Source organism: Flagellimonas taeanensis (genome assembly GCF_003584105.1).
GTDB classification, from domain to species: domain Bacteria; phylum Bacteroidota; class Bacteroidia; order Flavobacteriales; family Flavobacteriaceae; genus Flagellimonas; species Flagellimonas taeanensis.
This window is the reverse complement of record NZ_QXFO01000016.1, coordinates 11,827-37,678: the sequence shown is the minus strand read 5'-3', so window position 1 is coordinate 37,678 and position 25,852 is coordinate 11,827. Positions and strand designations below refer to the sequence as shown.

Annotated in this window: 14 protein-coding genes; 5 read left to right on the top strand and 9 right to left on the bottom strand. The window is 46.4% G+C overall.

Features of this window, described 5'->3' with window-relative positions:
* The first annotated feature begins 22 nt into the window (after positions 1 to 22).
* Together D2V93_RS07130 and D2V93_RS07125 are read left to right on the top strand one after the other, a co-directional pair.
* The gene (locus D2V93_RS07130; protein WP_072882959.1) at positions 23 to 883 is read left to right on the top strand and encodes an ABC transporter ATP-binding protein; all 861 of its coding nucleotides are present in this window, start codon (positions 23 to 25) and stop codon (positions 881 to 883) included.
* A gap of 11 nt (positions 884 to 894) precedes the next feature.
* Positions 895 to 4,134 carry a M1 family aminopeptidase gene (locus D2V93_RS07125; protein WP_119618953.1) on the top strand — a complete coding sequence of 1,080 codons (3,240 nt, stop codon included), beginning with the start codon at positions 895 to 897 and terminating at the stop codon, positions 4,132 to 4,134.
* Between the two features lie 74 nt (positions 4,135 to 4,208).
* Here the strand turns inward: D2V93_RS07125 and D2V93_RS07120 are convergent, their stop codons facing one another.
* From D2V93_RS07120 to D2V93_RS07085, 9 genes are all read right to left on the bottom strand, one after another.
* Entirely contained in the window at positions 4,209 to 4,526 is a 318-nt protein-coding gene (locus D2V93_RS07120) for a hypothetical protein (protein ID WP_119618952.1), read from the bottom strand.
* Entirely contained in the window at positions 4,516 to 5,052 is a 537-nt protein-coding gene (locus tag D2V93_RS07115) for a hypothetical protein (RefSeq protein ID WP_147377378.1), read from the bottom strand. The genes D2V93_RS07120 and D2V93_RS07115 overlap by 11 nt, the downstream gene beginning before the upstream one ends.
* 55 nt (positions 5,053 to 5,107) lie before the next feature.
* A complete protein-coding gene (locus D2V93_RS07110; RefSeq protein WP_182849959.1) occupies positions 5,108 to 6,847 on the bottom strand; it encodes an OmpA family protein in 1,740 nt (579 codons plus the stop codon).
* A complete protein-coding gene (locus D2V93_RS07105) occupies positions 6,844 to 7,272 on the bottom strand; it encodes a hypothetical protein (protein WP_119618949.1) in 429 nt (142 codons plus the stop codon). Before D2V93_RS07105 ends, D2V93_RS07110 begins: the two co-directional genes overlap by 4 nt.
* Complete coding sequence (locus D2V93_RS07100; RefSeq protein ID WP_119618967.1) at positions 7,256 to 8,650, bottom strand: hypothetical protein; 1,395 nt, start codon at positions 8,648 to 8,650, stop codon at positions 7,256 to 7,258. The genes D2V93_RS07105 and D2V93_RS07100 overlap by 17 nt, the downstream gene beginning before the upstream one ends.
* 4 nt (positions 8,651 to 8,654) lie before the next feature.
* On the bottom strand, positions 8,655 to 9,275 hold the full coding sequence (locus D2V93_RS07095) for a hypothetical protein (RefSeq protein WP_119618948.1): 621 nt from the start codon (positions 9,273 to 9,275) through the stop codon (positions 8,655 to 8,657).
* A 13-nt stretch (positions 9,276 to 9,288) separates the two neighbouring features.
* Positions 9,289 to 9,867, bottom strand: coding sequence for a lipocalin-like domain-containing protein (locus D2V93_RS07090; RefSeq protein ID WP_182849958.1), 579 nt, complete (start codon positions 9,865 to 9,867; stop codon positions 9,289 to 9,291).
* Between the two features lie 5 nt (positions 9,868 to 9,872).
* On the bottom strand, positions 9,873 to 10,037 hold the full coding sequence (locus D2V93_RS18630) for a hypothetical protein (protein WP_177190126.1): 165 nt from the start codon (positions 10,035 to 10,037) through the stop codon (positions 9,873 to 9,875).
* Positions 10,038 to 10,163: 126 nt separating this feature from the next.
* Positions 10,164 to 13,073, bottom strand: a complete 2,910-nt coding sequence (locus tag D2V93_RS07085; RefSeq protein ID WP_119618946.1) for a hybrid sensor histidine kinase/response regulator transcription factor — start codon at positions 13,071 to 13,073, stop codon at positions 10,164 to 10,166.
* Between the two features lie 306 nt (positions 13,074 to 13,379).
* Between D2V93_RS07085 and D2V93_RS07080 the strand changes: the two genes are divergently transcribed.
* The 3 genes from D2V93_RS07080 to D2V93_RS07070 all read left to right on the top strand — a co-directional run bounded on the left by D2V93_RS07080 (position 13,380) and on the right by D2V93_RS07070 (position 25,826).
* Positions 13,380 to 13,649, top strand: a complete 270-nt coding sequence (locus D2V93_RS07080) for an ArsR/SmtB family transcription factor (protein ID WP_119618945.1) — start codon at positions 13,380 to 13,382, stop codon at positions 13,647 to 13,649.
* A gap of 37 nt (positions 13,650 to 13,686) precedes the next feature.
* On the top strand, positions 13,687 to 14,703 hold the full coding sequence (locus tag D2V93_RS07075; RefSeq protein ID WP_119618944.1) for an LLM class flavin-dependent oxidoreductase: 1,017 nt from the start codon (positions 13,687 to 13,689) through the stop codon (positions 14,701 to 14,703).
* A 338-nt stretch (positions 14,704 to 15,041) separates the two neighbouring features.
* Positions 15,042 to 25,826 (top strand): T9SS type B sorting domain-containing protein, encoded by a 10,785-nt coding sequence (locus D2V93_RS07070; protein ID WP_119618943.1) that lies wholly within the window; start codon positions 15,042 to 15,044, stop codon positions 25,824 to 25,826.
* Positions 25,827 to 25,852: the final 26 nt, after the last annotated feature.

Here is a 25,852-nt window from a genome sequence, read left to right as displayed (position 1 = left end):
CCTCTGCTTTAAATACAATACCATGAATACATTGAAAATTGACAATGTATCCCTTGTCTATGGCAACGGATACCAGGCGCTTACTGCCATAAATTTAGAGATAGGGAACGGTATATTTGGGTTACTTGGGCCTAATGGCGCTGGGAAATCCTCCCTCATGAAAACCATCGTTGGGCTACAACGACCAACGGAAGGAGAACTCCACTTCAATGGATCCAGCATTGTAAAAAATCCGCTTGACCTGCAAAAGTACCTGGGTTTTCTCCCACAGTATTTTGGGGTGTATCCCAAGGTTTCAGCCTATAATTTACTGGACCATTTGGCCCAATTAAAAGGTGTCCGCCACAAACAACAACGCCATGAGCAAATCATGAGCCTTCTACAAAAGGTCAATCTGCTGGATGTCAAAAACAAGGAAGTCCACACTTTTTCCGGCGGTATGAAACAACGTTTTGGGGTAGCACAGGCATTGCTCGGGGAGCCGAAGATCGTGATCGTGGACGAACCCACCGCGGGATTGGACCCGGAGGAGCGAAACCGTTTCAACACCCTATTGAGTGATATCAGTGAGGACATTATCATTGTGCTGTCTACCCATTTGGTGGAAGATGTTCGAAATCTTTGCTCCACCATGGCCATCATCAAAAAAGGAAGGATCATTTCCCAAGGCACACCAAATGATTTCATTGCGCAATTGAATGAAAAGCTATGGAGAAAACCCATCAAAAAATCCGAACTGCCACAAATTGAGGCCACACACAGGGTCATCAGCAAGCAGCTAATAGAAAAGGTGATGCACGTGACGGTGTATGCCGATGATTGTCCCAAAGGCTTCCATGGCATAACACCCAGTTTGGAGGATGTTTACTTCAACCATTTATAAAATACTACGGCATGGGCTCCATTTTTTTAAACGATATCCGTATGACTTTGCGGCAAAAATCCACATACGGCGCCTTAATGGCCTATTTGGGCATAGGCTTTTGGGTGGGCTATAAACTCAATATATCTGTTGGTGACAATCTTGCCATCAATGCTCCCTACTCTGTGGGGTTCATGATAGGGCTGATGAGCTTGACCATTATCTTGATGGCAACGGTATTGGCTTTTTCTGTGTTGTTCAAGGAAGCGGATGCCAACTTTGGTTTGATCATATTTTCTACCCCGGTCCGGAAACGTGGCTTTGCCTTGATGCGCTTCTGTTCTTTTTTTGTGTTGACCTTGCTTGGCTTTTTCATCTTGACAGTGGCCTACGTAATTGGTCTCCATGCCCAGTCATCGGGCCAAATGAACGTTGGTTTTCACCTTTGGCATTATCTGTATCCCTTTGCCCTGTTTGGGATTACCAATACCCTATTGGTGTGTGGCATTTTGTTTTTCGTTGCGCAAAAGTTCCAAAACAAACTCTTGGTGGCCGTTACAGGTCTGTTGCTCTACATTATATATATGGTTTCCATGGTCTTTACCAATGCCCCTTTCATGGCGCAATCCTTGCCACAATCACTGATGGCACAACGTATTTCGGCATTGGTGGATGTATTTGGCCTTTCCGCATATTTTTTTGAAGCCAAGGATTTGACCCTAGCGCAGCGGAACCTTGGAGTGGTTCCTTTTTCCAATTCCCTATTGATCAATAGATGGGGAATCGCCATTCTTTCTTTTGGAATGTTGTATTGGGGTATTCGAGCATTTTCGTTTTTGCCCATTTACAAAAACAACGTGAAAAGGAAAACCATTCCATTGCAGTTGGAGCATGCCCATATCCCCTTCATTGCTGCGGACACATGGTTCCACCCAAATACCAAATGGCAGGCCATTGCCTCCTTCATCAAAATTGACATGATCTACCTGTTCAAGAGCATTGCTTTGGTTGCCGTTTCGGTACTGCTCCTTTTTTATGTGGGCATGGAAATGTATGGTGACATTGATATGGGAATCCGGATGCCGCAGCTATACGCCAGCTCCGGGCTTTTGGCCCAGACCATCAACTCCATCTTTTATTTTATCGGGGCCTTGGTCATGGTATATTTCGTGAACGATATCTATTGGCGTAGCAATGCCTCCGGGTTTTCGATCATTCAAGACACGACATATTATGCCAAGGAAAAATGGCTGGGGCATGTGGGCAGCATCGTCATCTTGGTCAGTTACCTCACAGGATTGATGATCCTTGAGGCTTTGGTCTTTCAAATCTTGTTCCGCTTTTTCGTAGTGGATTGGCAGGCCTATTTTGGAGTAGTTATCTTCAATACCTTGCCCCTATTGTTGTTTTCGTTCTTTTTGCTTTTGGTCAACAGCATCACCCAAAAGAAATCCCTTGCATTGGGCATTTCCATCTTGGTGTTCTTGCTGTTTGCCTCTCCAATTTCCAAAAGCTTGATCAACAATCCTGTCCTACGGTTTTTATCTGGCTACAATGGTCCTTATAGCGACTTTTTTGGTTATGGTCCTTACTTGAGTTCATTCTTATGGCGATTGGCCTTTGGATTTTCGTTGGTCACCGCACTTTTTCTCATCTATCATGGGGCAAGGTCACAAGGAAGAAAGGCCATAAATTTGTTGGGGGTTATGGCCTGTATGTCATTGGGCACCATAAGTGGTTTTCGTTTCCTGGATGGCTATAAAAAAAAGGATAAGGATGTTGGAATAACTGAAAGGGCCGACTATGAAAAAACCTACAGAAGCTATCAAAACAGTCCACAGCCGACCATATCCGATGTCACCGCCCGCATAGATCTCTATCCTGAATCGTTGGCCTATCACATAAAGGGAAATTATGTGGTCAAAAACAAACAAATACGATCCATCGACTCCATTCTTTTAAACATCCCAGAAGATTTTGAATTGGTTTCCCTGGTCTATCAGCACAAAAACGAACGGCACAAGATAGGCACACACATCTCGGAAATCCATTTAAAAGAAGGGTTGTCACCACAGGATTCGGCCACGCTGGCATTTGAATTACGATACCAATGGAAGCCAATCAACGGCCACGAATCTTTCAATGCCATCCTCAAAAATGGTTCCTTTATGCGGATCAGTCGCTTCTTTCCAACGTTCGGTTATGATGAGACCAGAGAGATTTCAGATCTTGAATTACGCAAGAAGCAAAGACTGGGAGAGGCAACCCTTTTGCCCCCATTGGAGGCCCAAAGAATCAAAGTCGATGATTTTATAAACCTTTCCCTTCAAATTTCCACTCCCGAAGACCAAGTTGCCATAGGTACAGGCGAGTTGATAAGGCAATGGAAAAATGAGGAGCGAAACTATTTCGAGTATCGAGCAGCCGCCATACCGTTTCGGTTTGCAGTAGCTTCGGCAGCATATGCCACTAAAGAAGTTGACCATAACGGTATTGCCATACGAGTGCATTATAACCCTATCCGAGGTCACAATGTGGACCATTTGATTGCCAATACCAGGCTGGCACTGGATTATTGCATCAAGAATTTTGGACCCTATCCATTTGGGTCGGTCACTTTTGCAGAGGTCTCCGCTTTCACAAAAGGTTTTGCGGGGACGGCTTATCCAGCGGTGATCTATATGACCGAGAACATGACCTTCAATGCCAACATAGCCACTGAGCAAAACCAAGATGTGGTCAATGAACTTGCCGGGCATGAAGTGGCCCATTTTTGGTGGGGCACCAACCAAATCGACCCTGATTATCGTGAGGGTCATGCCATGCTCACTGAGAGCTTGGCCATGTATACCGAAATGATGCTCTACAAACAGATGCACGGCAAAGCCAAAATGATGGAGCGTGTGGCCATACATCAGCAGATCTATGATGCAGAGAAGGGGTTTCATGAAGAAAGTTCCCTGCTGAAGGTCAGTACGGAGAATCTTCATATGGCCTACTCCAAAGGAGCTGTTGTCTTTGTGGAGCTGAGCGAACTCATTGGGGAACAACAATTGAATTTGGCATTGAAGATTTTTTTGGAAAAACATGGTCACCCCAGTGCCAAACCCATTTCAACAGATCTATTGCATGAAATCCTAGGGGTTTCAGATAAAAAACTCCACCGTAAGATCTTGGATCTATTTGAAGAAAAAAACATTTCCCTTAGCTCATCCGATACACATGATGGCAAGTGTAAAATAGGTTCTTCCCTACATCTAGCATCCATCTGACATGGGAGGGGATTGCAGAAATTTCAATTTATGCTCCCAATGTGATGGGTTGTTGCCGAAAATCGAGAACACTTTCATTTTGCGCAAATGTACAAATGGTCCTCCCCGGTTTCCACCGTGTCGATACCTCCCAGACCCAAGGTGTTGACCGTGCCCCGAAAGGCATCGGCCATCATGGTCCGTACCGCCGAAGTGTTCATCAACCGTTTGGCCTGCGCTTCAACGGCATTCATGATCTGACGCTCAAAATAAGTGGTGAGACCGGGCATAAAGGCCTGAACGGGGCCATTGATGGCAAAATGCCCCTTCAACTTGGTCCCTATGGCCTCAAAAGCGATGGAATTGCCATGCACAATCGGCTTAAGCTCTATGATGAGTTTCCTATTGCCCAACCCAATTGATATCTGGGGCACGACTGTCCTCATAGTGACCGATACAACCCGGGCATCTGCCCTTGATCTCACTGCCGTCCCCCTCAAAAGTGATTTTTAGATAAAACCTTCTGGTCTCTTCATCAAAGGATGCTTCTGCCTTGGTAGAGTTTACATCGTTCATAAAATACAACCAGTCGTGCCCGGGCTTTTCAACCTTATATTCAGAAATCGACAGTCGTTGTGTACTTCCATTGAAGCGGATATATGATGATTCCCTGTCCAATTTTATGCTCAGCGTTTTGGCCACCCTACTGGTAAGAACGGTATTCACACTTGCTGCAGCCAATGGCCTACATCCTGTTGTCTTTACAATCTCCGCCGTAGCCCTTTCTGTGTTTGTTCGTACGGCCTGTACTGTCGGCTTGTTCTCCACTGGTTTATTGATCTTGGTGACCGTTGTCTTCTTCTTGGGCACCAATTGGGCCTGAGCTGTTAGGGGGCCAAGGCAAAGTGCCAGAATAAAGAGTTTGCTCATTGTTTTCATGGTTTCGTGTTTTAATTCATAAATGCTTTTGTTCCTTCAGTGGGAAGGATATGCTTCAATTGGGTAGTATCAAAAGTTCCACCCTTCTGTTCTTTTGCCGATTTTCATCACTGTCATTGGGTGCTATGGGCTGTCTATCCCCGTGCCCTCTTATCTCCCATTTGAATTGGGTCGCTGTTCCTTTCATCAATGTCTTTAGAAGTGTCCCTACACTATTGGCACGTTGCTCCGACAGTCTGCTGTTGGCCTGGGCACTTCCCACATTATCGGTATGGCCTTCCACGACAATGGTTCCCTTACCTATCTCGGCTATCTGTGGAAGTAGTTCTTTAAGCAAGGATTCCGCTTCTGGCCTGAGATCATATTTGCCAAATTCGAACAGCACGGAACTGTCCAGATTCAACCTTAGGGCACCCCCAATGGCTGCAACGGCATCCACATCCGCCCCAGGGACACCACTTGGCGTCTCCAAATCGGTGAGTCGGACATAGGTAAAGGTCTCGCCCGGTTCCACAAAGTCATGGATATCCACCATGGCAGTACCCCCTTCTATTTTTCCAACTTCAAGCCAGTTGCTCCCATCTTTCGATAGCTCTAAGATCGTTGGCTCAATGGCCCCTGATTCAAAAACATACAGATCGGGGCCGTTCACATCGGTGATGGCATTATCGGTAAACTGCAATGTCAGAACACCTTTAAGGCCTATGTTGCACATCTGGGGATTGGCCTGTCCTGTATCTTCCAGTAGATCGGGTTCGTGCAAAGCACCTTCTGGATACAGTCCTCCCCTTCCGGCTTCAAACATGACCACCTCATCTGCAAAGGAGCGTTCACCCAAAGGGAGATAGATGAGTTGGTCGCGAGTATCCCGATAGGTATTGCCCATCTCTCCGGATTGTTCTGAATACCAGCTAGGATTGAGTTTAAAAAATGCTGCCCGGGCACTGGACGATTCCTTTATGAACCTTTCCGCATTTTTTCGCTGTTTTTCCTTGCTCTTATGGACCAATGCCTTGAAGTTGGCAGAAGTCTTGGTATCTGCGAGAGCCGCTTCCACTTCTTTCCCATAAACAGGGTTGGCGAGGTTTCTGGCCTGTTTTTCATTTAAGATTGCGGGTTGTTTCCCAATGCTCTGTAACAGATCTACTTCTTTGGGTTCGATACTATAATGGTCAGCCAGTTTTTGACGGGCCTCCTCGGGTTCCAGGGCCTTTAATTCTTGGTACATCTCCTTGCCCGCAACCCTATTGAGTATGCTTCCACTGGATTGTTCTTTAAGGTCTTCCTCAAAAAAACTGCCTGCATAAGGGTTGTTGGTCATGCCGTTCTTGGAATTCAATGGGTTCACTAATTTTTGAATGACATCATTTATGGCTTTGAGGTCCGCTCCTTCCGTTTGGGAAAGGATCAAAGTGAATTTTGAAACATCCGTGGTTATCTTGGTATCAGAAATGACGATTGCCTTGCCCAAATCCGGATATGTATCCAACATGGCCTCCAAAGTGTCCATATCGGATTTTGAAAGACTGCTTTTATCGACGGACACTTCTCCCCCCATCATCAAAGTGAAAATGGAGGCGGGATCTTTACTGGCACCCGCCGGGACCCGTTTTGAAAGTTCATCGACATCCACACCGAACAGTTCGTCCAATTTGGATGCACCTTCATCATCATCTTGGGCATCGGTGCCATCCACCGTTGTTTCCAAATCTGCACCAGTTTTGTCTTCTTCCTTGTGCTTACAGGAAAAAATGAGGGTCAGCAGAACCACTGCTATATAGATTGATTGTTTCATCGTTGTCCAATTCGTTTCATTTCTTTGCTGCATCCATCGGAATTGTTGTCCTTGTATACATTATCCCCGATGGTAATCATCACTTTTTTCCAGGTAACTTCGCCAGTGGCATTGCGCCATTTCACCAAACCTGTGTAGGTACCCAACTCTTTTTGGGCAACCTTGTACCCTATTTCATCTTGGGTGAACCGATATTCCCCCAATCTGCCCAAATGAGTATAACGACCTATGATCTCGCCGCTTTTTTGTTTGGTAAAAGTCACCACACGTCCATCACAACCTTTCCATGAACCCACAATGTCCCTATCCATTGTAGTGGCAGGAATGTTGGAAGATGTTGTTTTGCAGCCTTGCCAAAAGATGGTGGCAAAGACCAAAAACAAAATCTGCGTGAATGACCTTATATGCTCAATCTTTCCTTGCATACTTTTCTTTCATGAACTCAAAATACATGTAGCCAAATCGGTCATACCAATCCTCCACTCCGTATTTGGCCTCACAGATGTTGAGCTCCATCATGGCATCGGCAAGGTCTTGGAGCATTTCAGCATATTTATTGTCATAGGCCTTTTCGAGCTCTTCCACTGATTTTTCAATTTTGATACGTTCTGCCTGCCATGCCAATCCGGCGACGCCATGCACGCCAGAGGCATTGTCCCCAAATGCAATGGCCGCATTGCTGAACTTCTTGGTGCACTTATAGATAGTGGCCAATCGGTCAAACAGGTAGCGCCTATCATTGAACTTTTGCCTTGCTTCCAGAAAACAACTGGCACATTCCTCATTTTCCCCTTCCACAATTCTGCCCCGATCGTCAAAAGTAATCTCCGAGCAGATGGAAGGAATGGTAGGTGCCCCGGCAGGTGGCGCTGAGTTGATACAGTCACTGAGGCCGGTATAGGAGGTATACAGGTTTTTTACCGTACTCCAGGTGGATTGGATGTTGGTAATGGTCTTGCCCAGGTTTTCAATGCCCTTTTTCACGCCAGCTCGCTCACTCTTCAGGATTTCCATCTCTGTTTTTAGCATATCCTGGTCGTGTTCGAACTTGGTCTTCCAATTTTCGAACTGCTCCATGGTCATAACATTTCCGCCCCAGTGCTGTTGGGCATGAATGCCCATTGAAAAAGTGAGCATAAAGACCAGTAACATGGTGGTGTTCTTCCCTTTTCGGCCCAGCAATTTGCCAGCCAACAGACCAATGACCAGCAGGGCCACTCCAAGGGCAATGTACAGGAAGGTGTTATTGTTGTTTCCTCCTGTGGGGCCATCAACAGCAACATCGTCAGCGGTAGTTTTGTCGTTTGCTTTCATCTCGTTCTCCTTTATAGGCCTGAACGCACTGCCCAGATATGCCTTTTTCTCGGGACTGGCCAATACTGTGATATTGTATAGGGAATTCTTGGGAGCATCTGTTTCTATCTTGATGCCAAACTTGCCCTCAGCACGCAGCTTAAAGCGGACCATATTATCCTCGGAGGATGCTGTGCTCTTCTTGTTGTACTCATCGTTCCAAATGTCCTGGTTCAAACTGACTTCCAATGGACTGCCATCCAAACTAGTGACCAGCACGTCCACGAATTGGAACAGGGAGTGCCCCGTGACAAAGTGGTACATCACAGAGTCAGTGACCCGATTGAAGTACACCACGCTCTTTTCTCCTTCGTGCCCTTTCCGGGCATCTTCCATTAGCTTGAGTTCCATGGGTCTTATACTTTTGTCCAAAGTATAGGGCTGGGCAAATGCCTGCGAGGCTCCCATGAAAAGGAATCCAATCATCAGTATGGTTTTCAATGGTTTCATGGCACTAACTTTTGTATTTTTCAATCAAATAATCAATGGCCTGGATGCCCTTTTGCTCGAGGTATTCCCTTTGCTCCTTTGTATTCCTGAGTGTTTTGTACTGAATTTTGATGCCATTGGCATAATGGGGATTGTAGAGGATAAAATACCCTTGGTTGGGGTGTTTCCAGATGTAATGGTCACCTGAATTGCTTATCCGTAAAAACTTCTGTTCATAGGTTCCCGTTTGCCAATTGGAGATTTCCGATTGTACATCCGCCATGGACCTTCCGAACAGTGTCAGGCCAAACATTGTTTCTGTCCCATCATTGAGTGTAACAATGTAACTGCATATATATCCCTTTTCACCACTCGGGCCATTGGAAATCTCGACCAAGTTGCCCGTAGGGATACCGTAGATTGTGGCCACTTCTTCGGGTGTTATCTTACATTCCGAACTAGAAGCGAAGAGCCTCGTGTAGTCCCCTTTTTGCTCAAGGTCGAATTTGCTCCCCATAGGAACTTCCTCCAGGAAAGTTTCCACCCCATTTTCTGAAGTGGTTTCTTTTTCCTTCTTCCCTGATTGCCCACAACCCATGCAAAGCAACAGGGCAAAAACAATGATTGAAATTTTCTTGGATTCCATATTATAGATTTGATTATTGTTCACTTTTGGTCAAGTTCACCACGGCACCGGTCAGGTCATCTTTGATCACCAGGTAATCTTCACCGTGTTCCAGAATGGTCTGGGTGGTCTTCATCTTGGTCGTTCCCATTTCATCTTGCGCAATGGCGGTTACGGTCATGATGTTGCCTTCCAACTCAAAGGTGCCACCGCTATCTGTCAGCAGCTTGCAATCATTGTCATAAAAGAGTACATGATAATTGGTACCAGAGTAGGTGATGTTCGATTTTTTTCCACATTCGTTCAGACTTTCAAAGCCGGGAACACCTTCCAACGATTCATAATGCCATATGCCCTCAAGGCTATTGGCATTTAGTGTGTCCCCATTTTTGTCCATCACTTTTTTGGGCACTCCGAACACTGTCTCTATGGCCTTGTCCGTGCCCTCCTCAGCCTTCTGCTCCGCCTTGCGTTCCACCGTGTTCTCCACTCCCCTTTCGGCAGCTTCCTTGGTTTTCTTGCCCAATCGTTTGAGAAACTGGGCCTCGGTCCCATGTGTGGGTACCATGAATGCAATTCCCAGAAGCATAAGAATCAATACTTTGTTTTTCATATCGGTCATTTTTTGTTGAAGTGTATCTTCTTGATCAACTTATTCTTGTTCATGATGTTCAACTCATACCGGCCTTTGTCCAGATACTTGATGTTCAGATATATCCTAGTATCCGGAAGATGGTCCGTTTCCCCTTTGTAGTGTAAGGGTTTGCCACTGCGTGCTTTCATTTATCCAAAGCTATGTGAGGGCTTGGACAACTACTTGAAATTATGTAACAGATAGTATGTCAGTATGTAACATGGATGGGAATCCACTCAAAATGGAGCCCTTTGGGAGATAATCGAAGGGATATATCAGTCTTTTTTTCGGAAGGCGGAAGGCGATAGGCCATAGACTTCCTTAAAGCACTTGGAGAAATAGGTCACTTCATTGAAACCTGAACTATAGGCCACCTCGGCAACACTGAGTTCAGGGTTTTTGAGAAGTTTGGCAGCGGCCTTTAATCGCTCGTTGCGTACAAACTCCGTTGCGGAGACCCCGAGAAGGGACTTGAGCTTTCGGTGGAGCTGCATTCGGCTCAGGTTCATTTGTGATGCAAAATCATCTGTGGAAAAATCAGGATTGGTGAGCTCAATCTCCATAACGGTTTCCAAACGTTGGATAAATCGTTCATCTGCCGTGTTGACTGCAATGTCCACGGGTCTCAAAATAAGTTCACGGCTGTACCTTTCCTGAAGTTTTTTACGTTCCTGAAGGAGCTGTGCCACTGTTGCCTTCACGATTTCATGGTTGAAGGGTTTTGTGAGATACCCATCGGCTTGGGTATGCAATCCCTTCAGGTGTGCCTCATCGCCAGCTTTGGCGGTGAGCAATATCACTGGGACGGAAGCGGTGAGTTCGTCCTCTTTCAATTGTTGTACCAAGGCATAGCCGTCCATTTTGGGCATCATGACATCCGAGATGATAATATCCGGGATTTCCTTTTGGGCCAGTTCAAAGGCCTGTTCCCCATCACCGGATTCCACTATGGTAAATTCATTTTTAAAAATATCCCGCAACACGGCCCGTATGTCCGGATGGTCATCGGCTATGAGCAAAACGGGCATTCCATCTTTTTCCACATCGATGGTCCGAACTTCGGTGATGGAACCTGGAACCATGCTTTCCTCAATGACCACTGCATTTTTCAAATCCTTCTTGAGGGGCATTTCCGCAGAAATGACTACCCTCCCTTTGTCCAAATGTGCATGGACCGTTCCCTCGCACAAAGTGACCAAGTCCTTGACCAACGCCAACCCGATGCCAAATCCAACAGAAGTGCCCTCTCTTTGGTAAAATCGTTCAAAAAATTTCTCCAACTCTTTTTCCTGTACTTGGCTGTTGAAGTTACTTATCTCCAACCCAAGTTTATTGTTGATCACTTTTGATGTAAAGGTGACGGGGCCACTCTCCCGATATTTAAAAGCATTGGAAAGTAGGTTGACAACGATCTTGGTGAGGATGTCCCTGTCAAAGTAATGCAGGGCTTCGGAAACATCAGTATCCACTTCAAAAGGAATGTCTTCTTCTTTGGCCTGAAATACAAAAGGTTCCACGAGAGCGTTCAGAAAGGAAGGGATGTTGCCCCTCTTTAGGATGATCCCCATATGCCCTCCTTCTATCTTTGAAAGCTCCAAAAGTTGGTCCACCAGTTCCAACATGCGGTCAGCGTTGGCATCTATGAGGTCCAATTGCCTTGATGCAGCTCCGTCCGAACTTGCCTTGAGTTGCTGTACAGGGCTTTTGATAAGGGAAAGTGGGGTTCGAAACTCATGTGACACGTTTGCGAAGAACCGGGATTTGAGTGCATCCAACTCCTTCATTTTATCTGCTGTCCTTAACTTGTTCCTATATCCCAAAAACAATATCCCCGCCAAGGCAAGAAACAATGCCAAGATTCCGGCGTACAGATATTGCTGGTTTTTTCGGCGTTGCTCCGATAGTTGGTTCTGGGCGGACAATAAACTTATTTCTTGCTCCTTTTTCTCGGTCTGGTATTTGGTTTCAAGTTCATAGAACTTTTCCGCTTCCATTCGGTCAGTAAGAATCGCTTCAAGTGAATCCTTGACCCTGAATAAAGGAACTGCAGCTTCCAAATCCCCATTTTCCTGCAATGCTTTAAGATGGTTTCCCAAAACTTCAATTTGGATGGGGGTAAATTCTCTATGCCTGATCAGTCCATATGCCCTGTCGGATTGTTCCAGTGCCATCTCATTTCTTCCCAATATCAGGTTGTTTATAGCCTTGGCGGAAAGCGTTTCGGCCAAGCCAAGACTGTCCCCCATCTCCATGTAGATTTTCTCGGCACTGTCCAAAAACGTATTTGAGCGCTGCAGACTGTCTTGCTTTCGGTATCCAATTCCCAAGAAGAGGGCACTACTGGCCTGAAAATTTTTATCCCCAATCGTCGAGAAATAGGTATAGGTATCCTTTAGGTGCTTTGTCCCTATTTGTGAGCTGTCCATGGCAATTTCCGTGATGCCCTTATTGAGCAACAGGTTCATAACGTTGAAGGTATCCTTCATTTTTTGGGCCATTGCCAATCCAGTATCTACATAATCCAGTGAACTTTGATATTTTTTCAGTTCACGATAGCACTGGGCTATGTTGTTATAGACCTTGAACCTGTAGACATCGGCATAGGGATTATCGGGCTGTATGTTCTTTTCCACATTGATATAGTTCTCAATGGCCCTATTCAAAAAGCCTCTTTCATAATCAATGATGGCCAACAGGAAATAGTTATCCTCTATCCCTGTTTTGTCATCATCGTTCTCCACTTCATCTATAAGGTCGTTAAGGATGTTTCTTGCCTTTTCATATTGTTTGTCGCTCACATAGTCCTGGGCCATCCATGCCTTGGATTTTCTGTGCAAGTATGTATCCCCTGCCTCTAAGGAAAGGGCGGAGGCTTTTTGATAATGGTCAATGGATTTTTCAATATTTCCCTCATAGGAATAATAGTGTCCATAATAATAATGGCCAAGAGCCTTGCACCGAACACAGTCTTCTCGAATTCCCAATGCCAACACATATTCAATCCCTTCCTTTGCCTTCTGTCTATCAATGGACAGATAGATGTCCACCATCCGTACCTTGGCCTCGGCTTTCTCCTCTATGACATCTGTTTCCTCAAAAACCCTGTTGAGCGAATCCAGTTTGGATTCGTACTGGGCCAACATCAAGAAAGGCAACAGATATAAAATGACCAAAATTCTTTTCATACTATGCAATCATACGAAGAGGCAATGCTACAACATTATAATTTGGAATGCCTGCTGAACTGTAACATTTTAAAGTTACATAAATTCATCCAAGCCATTCATAGTGAGACGAAAAAGGCAGTAGACTGTTTCCAGAATGTTGAGAAGGCACTGCCAAAGACCCATCAATAAGACCAAACGGCCAATACATATCCTTTGTGTTTTATCGATCGTTATCAACATCTATGGAAAAATCATAGGTAAAGAATAGAGGTGCATTGTTGATTTATCGATACATTTGCATCTATCAATATATGTACTCCTATTTTGAACCTTAAAAGCGTTGAAAAAATATCCAAGGCCCTGAGTGATGTCAACCGTCTCAAAATCTTGAAGGCCATCCAATCCAGTCACGAGAAATTGGAGTGCAGTACCATTGTTTCCTTTCTGAACCTTTCCCAGCCCTCCATCAGCCACCATATCAAGAAATTGGTGGAAGCGGATTTGATAGAACCCCAAAAGGAAGGACGGTTTTATTATTATTCCCTGAACAAGGACGTATGGGAAAGCTATTTGAAGGCTTTGGAAAAATTATGATTTTTTATTTGGACAACATATAGACACATATAAATATATGAATGTAAAGAAAATTGCCTATTCCATTCTGGAACTGGCCACAGTGAGCAAGGGAAACAGTACAGGAGAAGTGTTTGCCAACACCGTGGCGTTGGCACAAAAAGCAGAGGTCGCCGGGTTCAAACGCATGTGGTTTGCGGAGCACCACAACATGCCTGCCATTGCCAGCAGCGTCCCCCCTATACTGATGGCCCATGTGGCACAGGCCACTTCTACGCTAAGAGTAGGGTCTGGCGGGGTGATGCTGCCCAACCACTCCCCCCTTATCGTAGCGGAACAGTTCGGGACCTTGGCCCATTTGTTCCCCAATCGTATAGACCTCGGCTTGGGAAGGGCCCCTGGCACCGACCCTGAAACCACACGCGCCATAAAACCGGGATTTATTGAGTCCACACATTCCTTTCCCGAGGATGTGGATAAAATCCAGACCTACTTTTCCAAGGAAAACAGGGCGTCCAAGGTAAGGGTCACGCTGGCCGAGGGTATGGACGTGCCCATCTTCATCTTGGGTTCCAGCACCAGTAGCGCCCATTTAGCGGCCCAGAAAGGGTTGCCCTATGCCTTTGCAAGTCACTTTTCCACCCTACATTTTTACGATGCCATCCAAATCTATCGCAACCAATTCAAACCCTCCGCTTCAATGCAGCATCCTTATGTCATGGCAGGAATCAATGTATTTGTTGCCGATACGGACCAAGAGGCCGAAAGATTGTACACCTCCAATTTAAGGCTGGTAGTCAATATTCTATCGGGCACCAGTACGCCCTATATCGAAGAACCAACAGAAATGACCTCCGACCTGAAAGAGATCATGCAACATCCAAGGATCCATCAAATGGCGAGATATTCGTTCATCGGGAGCAAGGAAACTGTCAAAAAACAGATCCAGGCATTTCTAGAGGATACACAAGTGGACGAACTTATAAGCGTCACCACTATGTACGATATTGCGGATAGGATCAAATCGATACAGTTGTTTGGAGAAATCATGACCGAAATCAACACTGGTAGATAACGTTCCTTTTTTCTGATTGGGTCTAACCGGTCCCTTCCGATCCATTTTCAATACAATAATTTCCATAAACCCGAATTGAAAAGTTCTCGATCCGGGAGAAAACGTCATTGCCCTTTACAGAGTAAATCCTGTTTCATCAAGCCATTGAAAATCATCCATCTACTGCTTCCCAAAAGCCAATATCCCCTACAAATAAGCGATTTCAAACCTACGAATCCTTAAAAAACAAGGGGTTTACAACAAGTTAGGCCGTCTCCACAACATAACATTTCGAGGTCCAATCTCTTGAAATAGCTTTGAAATCGCATTGTTAGACCACGACCAAACCATATTTAGTAATGTCTTTACAACCTCAGACCAAGACTTCCCAAATACTTATTGCCTTTTTGTTGTTCACCATTTTTGTGTCCATTTCCCATGCACAGCTTTCGGTGCCTTTTAATCCAAGGCTGCCCGAAGGAAACATCAAAGTAAAGGGAGATTTGGTCTATGTGGCCAATAACATTGTCAGTACAGGCAGTGATCCCAACGTTGCCTACCATGGTAGCTCGAGCAACCAGAATGTGACCATGAACTATGTAGATATTGATGGTGACCCCAACACATTCAGTTCCAGTAGTGCAGAGTTGAACGCCCCTTCGTGTTCGGCCGTCATCTATGCTGGTCTTTATTGGGGGGGTATCTACCGGGACACTGATCGGGACGACCCCTACAAATCGGTAAAGTTCAAGATTCCGGGCAGTTCATCCTATATCGATATTGGGCCAAGCAGTGATCCTATATTCGAATATGAGCAGATCTATGATAAGGATGGGGACCGTGACGGGGATGGGTCGACCGACCCAGGGGTCATAGATGTGGACTACCTAAGTGGGGTAAATATGACATCCTACCTCAACTATGCCAACGTGACCCACTTGCTTTCAGGATTGGCCGATCCCAACGGCGAATATACTGTGGCAAACGTGGTGGCCTCGACCAACCAACAAAACGTGAGCGCTGGCTGGACCATGGTCGTTATTTATGAGAACCAAAACTCAACGAGTAAATATATCTCCACATTTGATGGTTATGCCGCAATGGGAAGCACCTACACAAGTGTGAACTTTCCGTTCAGCGGGTTTAGGACATTACCAGCTCCCCTACCCGTAAATGCCGTGATCGGTGCCAGTACCATCGATGGGGATCGGGTGACAGGACCCAGCATGCGCTTCAGGGCCAACCCAACGGACAGTTGGACCTATTTGAGCGATGCCATCAACCCAAGCAACAATGTTTTCAACAGTACGATCAGTAACCAAGGTAGTTGGGTGGATAACCGAAACCCGGCAAGTCACAATACGCTGGGATGGGATGCGGATATTTTGAAGCTTACCAATCCTGGAAACTCCGTATTGCCCAACGACCATGACAGTGGCGAAATCTTGATCAGCACCTCCAGCGAAGGTGTCATTTTATTTTTGACCACTGTTGCCGTAGAAATCATCAACCCAGAGATCCTTGTGGAGAAAAAGGTAGAGGATTTGGCAGGCAACGACATTACCGGTGCGGGTGTGAACTTGGGACAATCCTTGGAATACGTGCTGCGGTTCTGGAACCGAGGCAACGACGATGCTGAAAACTTTACGATTCTCGACGTTCTACCAGATAATGTTTCCTTGGAGAACGTTGACCTTACCGATGCTCCCGGCACCACCATGACCACCAATCCGTCCAATCCAAGGGAGGTGACCTTCCATGTACCGGATGCCCTGGTCACTCAAGGAAGCAATACCTACGAAATACGGATCAGAGTCGATGTGTCCGATGATTGCCACGATTTTGTGGCCGCATGCAGCTCAACTATCAACAATACGGCTTTTTCCTCTTATGATGGTGTGACAAGTGGACAAACCGGTTTAGGAGATGCCAGTGTTTCCAATGTGAACAACTGTGGTTTTGTGACCGTGGGGGCCACCAATTTCCTTCTGGACGACCTTACCAATTGTAGTTTTGAAAGTGAGGTACAGATCTGTGGTGCCAACGCTGAGCTAACGGCTGGTGAAGGTTATGACACCTACACTTGGTACAGGGACCTCAACGCAAATGGCCAATTGGATGCTTCCGATACGGTCTATAGCGATAGTGACCCTGATAACGACCCAACTACCATCACTGTTCAAGAAACGGGATTTTATTTAGTGGTGAAAGAGTCCGCGACCTGCGGCACCAATATAGAGACCACCGAAGTGACCCGTTTTGGAAATACGCAAACCAACCCCATCATCAATTATTTCAATACGTTGAACGGTGATACAGACCCCAGCAATGATATCCAAGGGGAAATAGTCACCTGTGCCAACGATGGATCACAATTGCCCAAAATATTTCTTTGTGGTGCCAATGACACCCAAAATATCCTATTGAACATCACCGATGCCCAGAACATTTCTTGGGAAAGACTCAACGAAGGCAGTTGTTCCGAAACCGGACCAGACTGTCCCAACAACCAAATGGGCTGTACATGGAACCAGGTGGCCACGGGAAATGCGTTCACTGCAAATGCGGAGGGACGTTACCGATTGGTCCTCTCCTACGCTGGTGGCTGTAACAGTATTTTTTATTTTGACGTGTTCCAGAACAATCTGGACTTTGACTATGACAGTCAGGATATTTTCTGTTCCACCGATGGATTTATACGTATTCAGAATGTCGGTTCCGGATATGGTTTCCAGTTGGTGGACGCCAATTCTGGTTCCGTAGTGGTTCCCTATGCCGCCAACAACGGCCCCAATTTTACCATTGGGACTTCGGGGACCTATCGCGTGGATTTTACCCAACTAGACCCTGTAACTGGAGATCCTCTGGATGGAAGTTGTGTTTTCAGTACCGAAGACATAGGGATAAGGGAAAGAAATCTTACCCTGACCCTTTCCACGGTACCTGTGACCTGTAACGGTCAGGGAAGTGTGAGGATACAGGCCGGTCAGGCCCGTGCCAATTATCACTATAGACTCTACTTTGACAATGGTTCGGGAGCCCCAGGGACCTCGGCCGGAGAGGCGCTGGCCCAAAGCAGTAGCGACCATACTTTTTCAGGACTCACGGAAGGGGACTACGTGATTGTGGTCACCACCGATGATGGGTGCCAAGTGACAGAGACCTTCTCCATTATTGATATTCCCGATCCAGTGGTAAGTGCAACGACCACCAAACAGATTACCTGTACCGATGGTATCATTACATTGACCCCTTCGCAAGGGCTACCGAGCTATTCATATGCCATTTGGAAAAAAAATGGGGTCGCACCATACAGCAATATCACGGATATTCCGATCAATGAGTTCCAACGGGATACCATTGCTCCCGGAGTGTTCAATTTCCCTTCAGGAGAAAATGGCACATATCAATTTGTGATCGTGGACAGTAACAACTGTTTTGCACTTTCCAATGAGGTTACCATAAACGATTTGGGAGGTCTTACGCTAGCGGCCCCAACCATAGACTCCGAAATTACCTGTGAAGGGTCCAATACGGGCCAGGTCACCATGAACGTATCGGGAGCGCAGACACCCTATGTTTTCAGTATAGACAATTGGGCCACCCAACAGACGGATCCCACCTTTGTGAACCTTTCGCCAGGAACCTATACCATACGGGTCCGTAGCCAGGACGGCTGTGAGGACCAAACAACCTTTACCTTGAACGATCCGGAGACCTTCAAGGCCAATGCAGGTATCTCTAGTACCGGGACCTGTGACGCCAATGGAAATTCCGAAGTCAGGTTCACCAATATAGAGGGTGGAACTGCACCTTATGAATTCAGTTTTGATGGTGGAAGCTCCTTCATTGCAGATGACCCCATGGATCCATCGGTGAGGACCAGTCTATTGCCTCCGGGCAACCATATCCTCATTGCCAGGGATTCCCGTGGATGCCAGATCACATTGCCCATCACTATAGATCAACCTCTTCCCATTCCAAATTTTGATATGGATCTGGAATACGATTGTGATGGCAATGGAAATGTGGTCCTATCCGCCGATCAAACCATATACGATTATAACTACACCATCAATACAGCACCCAGTACGAGTTCAACGGACGGTACTTTTTCAGGTATCACACCGGGCACCTATACCATAACCGTGGAATATACAGAGAATGACCCTCCAAACCCAAGTGTGCTCTTGCATGAGGATTTTGGAAGTGGACCCACTGTGGACAGCCCTTATGTTTTTGGATATACCTATGAAGATCAAGTGGGCAGCAACACCCAGATCAATGATTTTGAATATTCCATAACAAGTTACATTGTATCCCCATTTGGACCATGGATCAGACCTATTGACCATACCAGCAATGGGGCAGATTCCAATGGTCGCTATTTGGTTATCAATGTGGGAACGCCCACGCCTACCCAAATCATTTATAAAAAAGCCATCAAAGATATCATCCCTAATCAAGATATGCGGATTTCCTTTGCCGCCATCAACTTGCTCGGTAGCGGAAGTCAGCTCGACCCCGATATTTATGTGCAAATGCGTGTTCCCGGTACCGGTACAGTGATTGGCGAAGTACAGACACACGATATTCCCAAAGATAGGGCCTGGCATGACGAATTTGAATTTTTCATCAACCCAGGAATCCATGAAGAACTGGATTTTGTGCTCATCTCCAAGAAAAGTGGGAACAGTGGAAACGATGTGGCCATAGACGATATTCTGGTGGAACAAATTCCGCAAAGTTGTCCACGAACCATGGACATTCCCGTAGTGATCGAATCCGGCTATGCCTTTGGTGCGGGTGTTCTGGGACATACCGATATTAGTTGTAACGGAGCAAACGATGGCTCCATCACTTTTGAAGTGGAGAACTTTGATGCCACTTTAGGATTTGAATATTCCATAGATGGGGGAAGCAACTGGATCACTTCCACAACATCACCGGTGACCACGGCTACAACATTGTCTTCCGGCACACAAAGTGTGATCGTTCGCAAAGCGGATGATACTGCTTGTTCCATCACCTTGAATCAAGATATAGACGAGCCAGCGGCTCTTTCCATAGACAGCACCACCGTCCTTCAAAATCCGAGCTGTAACGACCCATTGGGCTCCATTCAAGCGACCTTTACAGGGGGAACACCCACTTATGAATATGCTTTGGAGGACGGATTGGGCAACAATCTGGTCCCCTTCCCCAATGCTACAGGGAATACCTTCAGCGGATTGGCGGCAGGAGATTATGTGATCATCGCTCGCGACGTCAACGGATGTGAAGCGCGAAGTGGAACCATAACCTTGGATGCGCCGGACCTATTGGCCTATGATGTCGATTTCACCACATGCTACGACGGCGGAAACAATGCAACCATCCAACTTACGGTGACCTCAGGAAACGGTGGATACCTTTTCCAAATCGATGGCGGCCCATGGCAGGCTCCAAGCCCATCCACATCCAACATATATACCTTTACGGGGCTTTCCAATGGCACGTATACGGTAAATGTAAAAGATGCTTTGGGATGCGCCGATGTGGCCACCCCGGTAACCATTGAACCACAATTAGTGGTGAATGTTACGGCGACAGATGTGAGCAGTTGTGCCGATGGATCTATAGAAGTGACTGCTACAGGAGGCAATGGGACATTGATCTATGCCCTTGTTGCCAATGGGGTAACACCGGTCCTAACTGATTTTGGGGCAACAATCAATTTCCCTATTGACAATGCCACTGCAACAGCAAATCCGACCGGGTTTGACCTCTATGTGCGTGACAACAATGGCAATCCAGGGTATTGTGAGGTTGTTGAAGAAGATATCATCGTGAACCCTGCCGTGGAATGGGAGGTGGATGCTGTAGCCGAAGATCCCAACTGTAATGGTGGTAACGGCAGTATTGTAGCCAACGTGCAACTGAACGGGGGAGGAAGCCTTTCTGCTGCACAAATTGCACAAGCTGGACCATTCACCTATTCCCTATACCAAGGAGGGACAGAATTGGCCTCTATATCCAATTTGGCCCATGTATCGCACACCTTCAACAATGTGATGGCCGGTAGCTACGAAATCCGTATTACGGATGGCATGGGTTGCACTCTCTTCCAAACTCCTATTGATGTAGTGGACCCTCCAGTATTGACTGCGGACGTGAAAACAGATTTTGCAACTGGAGTTTGTTCACCTGCATTTGGCTTTACATTTGAAAATTATCCTACAGGTTTAAATGGAACACTCCAGTTCAGTCATAATAATGGAACAGACTGGAGAACCAGTGATACGTTTGACGATCTTGGGCTGACTTCAGGGGATGAAGTGTACCCCTCTATCAGAACAGTGGATGGCAGTGGGAATACCCTCTGTAGATATGATTTACCAAGATATACCTTGAGTTATCCTTTGGATGATCTCAACATCAATGTATCTGCTGTGGTAGTGGATTGTACAGACTTGGAAGTTACCGTGCAAGGAACCGCTGGTACCGCTCCTTATGTCTATACCTATACCGACGATCCCATAAATTTTGATGCATCAACAACTTCAAGTTGGGAACCCGCTGTTCCAACAAGTGGAAATCATACGTTCAACAACTTGATTCCCGGACGGACCTATGTGTTCTTTGTAAAGGATGCCAATAATTGTATCAAACAGAGTACCGTTAACGTAAATGAAATACCAGGTGTCGATCTTCCCATAGAGATTACGGAAACCGTAGAGCCAAGCTGTAATGGTGCCAACAATGGCTCTATCAGTTTTACTCTGAATCCTGATACTGCTGAGCCTCAAATGAGGTGGGAACTCTTTGAAGTGGGCAATGCCACCCCTGTACAATTTAGTGGTGGCGGTGCTTCTGCCAGCAATGTACCCTATTCGTCCACCATTGATTTTATCAACCTGGCCCCTGGTGATTATTATATCGAAGTAACCCAAGTGGATGCTTCCAATGTGGATAGCTGTAATGGAGGAAGCGAAAATGTTTTTGTAGGGGAACAACTCCCCATCACTGCGACCGCAACGGCCATAAGGGAAATCGGTTGTAACCAATCTGGATTGATCTCGGTGACCAATATTAATGGAGGTACTGCCCCATACACGTTCAATGTGACAGGACCGGCTGGATTTACTATGATTACCGCCACATCACAAAACCCGATTGAAATACCTGCAAACTCACCTGCTGGGGATTACTATGTTACTGTGACCGATGTATATGGATGTACTACCAGTGTTCCATATACGGTTGCAATGACCCTGACCCCCAACCCAACTATTGACGATATCCAAGTGGCCAATTGTGATGGCAGTGCCGACGTGACCGTTACGGCCTCTTCTCTAGCAGGAGGTATCCGCTACGCCATGATAACAGCCGGTGCCGCAACCCCAGCTACTTATTTTAACAATGGGGGTGTATTTACCAATGTAGTTGCAGGGGATTATGACTTTTATGTGATCGATGCCAATGGCTGTTCCGTCACCCAGACCACATTCACCGTCCATCCTGCTTTGCAGGCCAGTGCCCAATTGACCAAATTGATCGATTGTTCAACCACCCCAGACGCTACAATAGAGATTGAAGCGCTACAAGGCTCAGGCGCGTATGAATATTCTGTGGAAAATATCACAACATCATCCATGGAGGTTCCCCGAACCCCCATGGGAGGTAACACTGTTTTATACCAACCATCCGCTGCCGGAACCTACGAGATCAAAGTATATGTGAATGCCACCGCTGATCACGAAGCCTGCGAACGGACATTTAACATATCGGTTCCAGACCCGATTGACCCCAGCTTTGCAGCTACCCCAACAGATATAAGCTGTAATGGCGCTGCGGATGGAAGCATTGCTATGGTACAGACCGATAATGGTATTACGCCTTTGTCCTACGAACTATTGGATGCTGTATTGAACCCTATAAATCCTGCCGATTACACCTACAATGCAACTTTGCGCAGGTTTGAAGGATTGGCACCTGGAGATTATATCGTTAGAGCAACAGGAACAAACAGTTGTCACTTTGACTCTGCCATAATCCAAATTGGGGAACCCACAGCCATTGCTGTCACCATTCCTGCTGCGGATGTGGTTCAGTTTGGCTGTGCCGCTGGCAACAATCCAGATAATGCCTCCATCACCGTAAACTCTTCTTCCATTTCTGGAGGAACAGGCTCTTACGTTCGATATGAATTTGTAGATCCTTCGAATAATGTTGCACAGGAAGGGAACAACAACCGATTGATCGTGTCCAACCGTTCGGGAGGAACCTATACCATCAACGTTTATGATGATTCGGGATGTGTCGGCACCACCACGGTCATGATTGATCCCTTTGATGAATTGCAAGATGCCAACATAACTGTAGTGAGCGATATTGATTGTAATGGAGGTGAGGTCATCACCATTACTGCCCAAGGTTTATTGTCCAATTCATTGGTCGGACCACATAACTACAGTTTTGAGGAAGTGTCCACAGGAACCACCAATACTACTGGATCGTTCAGTGGATTACAAGTTGGCCTGCACTCGTTCAGAATTACCAATGTGGTGACAGGCTGTTCTATTGTCAGGACACATCTAGTGGAGGAAATTCCACAATTTGGCATAAATGTAATCGAAGATAATCCCGTAATCTGTGCCGGAGACTCCGCCCAATATCATTTTGAACTGACCGGCGGCTATTCCGGTGGGTTTACCTTCATAGTGTACGACACCAATGGAACCCTTTCCAATACCAGTGATGATGTAGTGTTCGGTCCTGGCGGAAGTGGCACGGGTACCACAAGCGGTAACATCGACCTACCAAAAGGCAGCTATCGCATCGTGGTGACCCAATTGGATTTTCCGGAATGTACCGACGAGACCATGGTCACCGTTGGAGGAGCGGAAGCCACTTTGGATGCCTATATCACTGAAATAGGAAATGCCTCGTGTTCCAATAATCAGGGAAGGTTGTCCGTTGCCCCTACAGGTGGAGTGGCACCCTATACCATTTCCATCCCTTCTTTGGGATTGTCCCAGACCGGAGTGTATAGTTATGTGTTTACCAATTTGGAAGATGGCACTTATGCCATTGAGGTGACCGATGCCGTGGGTTGTGACAACACCACATTGAGCGGAACCATTCAGACCGTAGATCCATTGATGGCAGATATCAATCCGGCTACACAGATCTTGGATTGTATCGGGGATACAGACGGTAGCATCAGCGCGACATTGACCTCTGGAGGTCAGGGTACTGTGTTGTACAGCTTGAATCGCATTGAAAACGGAACCATTACCTCGACTTCGGCAACCCAAACGTCGAATACCTTCAACAACCTAAGCGCAGGAACCTATTCCATCACTATTTTGGACGGAGCAGACTGTACTTTCACCACTGCCGAAGTTGAAATAGAAGATCCTCAAAATGTGAGGGGAGCCTTGGTCATTTCCCGTGCACTGACCTGTGACACGGATGCCCAATTGACCCTTACCGTGAGCGGAGGAACACCCTTTACTGGAAATGTGTATCATTGGAGTACTTCGGAAACAGGGCCATATATAGCCATGGACGGAGGGAATAGCCATGTCTTCGATGTGACGCCCAGTAACACAGCATATCAATATTATATTATGGATGCCAATGGATGTGAACCTGTCCTTTCCAATGCCATAACCGTCCATGAAGTTGCTCCTTTGAGCGTGGAAATAGACCAAAGTGGAGCATCCATCAATTGTAACGGGGACAGCACCGCAGCCATTTCTGCAAAGGCCACAGGTGGTTTGGGCAGCTATGTCTACGGACTGTATCACGATGCGGCCCTAAGCTCTTCAGCAGCCCCAACGAATACCAATGGCTTCTTTGGAGAACTGCCACAAGGCACCTACTATATCGGGGTGACCAGTGTGGATTGTGAATGGGTCTCCACGGCCATTGATATCGACGAACCTGCTCCTCTTATGATCACTGCGGACACCGCAAATGTAAGCTGTATGGGTGCTGATGACGGAACCATAACCCTCACTGTAACAGGAGGAACCGCGGGCTACCAATATGCCATTTCACCCAACCTCAACCAGTTTGATGACAACAGTAGTTTCACGGATTTGGCCGCAGGGGACTATACGGTGATCGTACAGGATGCCAATGGTTGTTTCGAGGTGCTCGAATTTACCTTGACCGAACCACAGGCCTTGACAACAACCGTGACCACTGAGGATGAAGTCTGCTTTGGCAGCGAAGATGGTGTAGTTTATCTGGATGTTCAGGGAGGTACCGCCCCCTATAGCACCAGCTTAAATTCCAATGCGGATGCTGATTTTACTGAAGGCATCATGAGCTATGGCAATCTACCAAGCGGAACACATGTGGCCTTCATCCGAGATGCCAACGGCTGTACCATCTACGAGGTGTTCACCATAGCATCTGGGGTCAACTTGGCGGGTACGGTGGACGTGGTCTATGAGTGTGACGGCAATTTGCCCACCAACTATCTGGCCATCCAGATGGAGGATGCATCCGTGGTCCAGGAATTGATGTATGGCTTGGATTCCAATGACCCGAACGATTTGGTTTTGGATCCAGACTTCAGCAACTTAACCCCGGGGGAACATACCCTGACCATTGCACATTCCAATGGGTGTATCCGCACATTCGACTTTACCGTTGAAAATTACGAACCCCTTACCTTGGAATTGAGCAATGAAAATATCAATGAAATCACGGCCGAGGCGCTGGGAGGCAACCCAAACTATACCTTCCAAATCAATGCGAATGATGCCATAGCGTCCAGCGACCATACGTTCTTGATTACAAGGACCGATACCTACACCGTGACCGTGACCGATGAAAATGGATGTAGTGTCACCCAAGAAATCTACATGGAATTCATCGACATTGAAATCCCGAACTTTTTCACCCCTGATGGTGACGGGATCAATGATTGGTGGAAACCCAAGAACATTGAAATTTTCCCGAACATCACCATTTCCATTTTTGATAGATATGGACGAAAACTGTACAGAATGGTCCAAGATACTGAAGGCTGGGATGGGTTCTACAACGATGCCAACCTGCCGATGGGAGATTATTGGTACATCATCAAACTCAATGGAGATACGGACACCAGGGAATTCATAGGGCATTTTACCCTATACAGATAACCCACCGAATACCCAACCAATAAGGG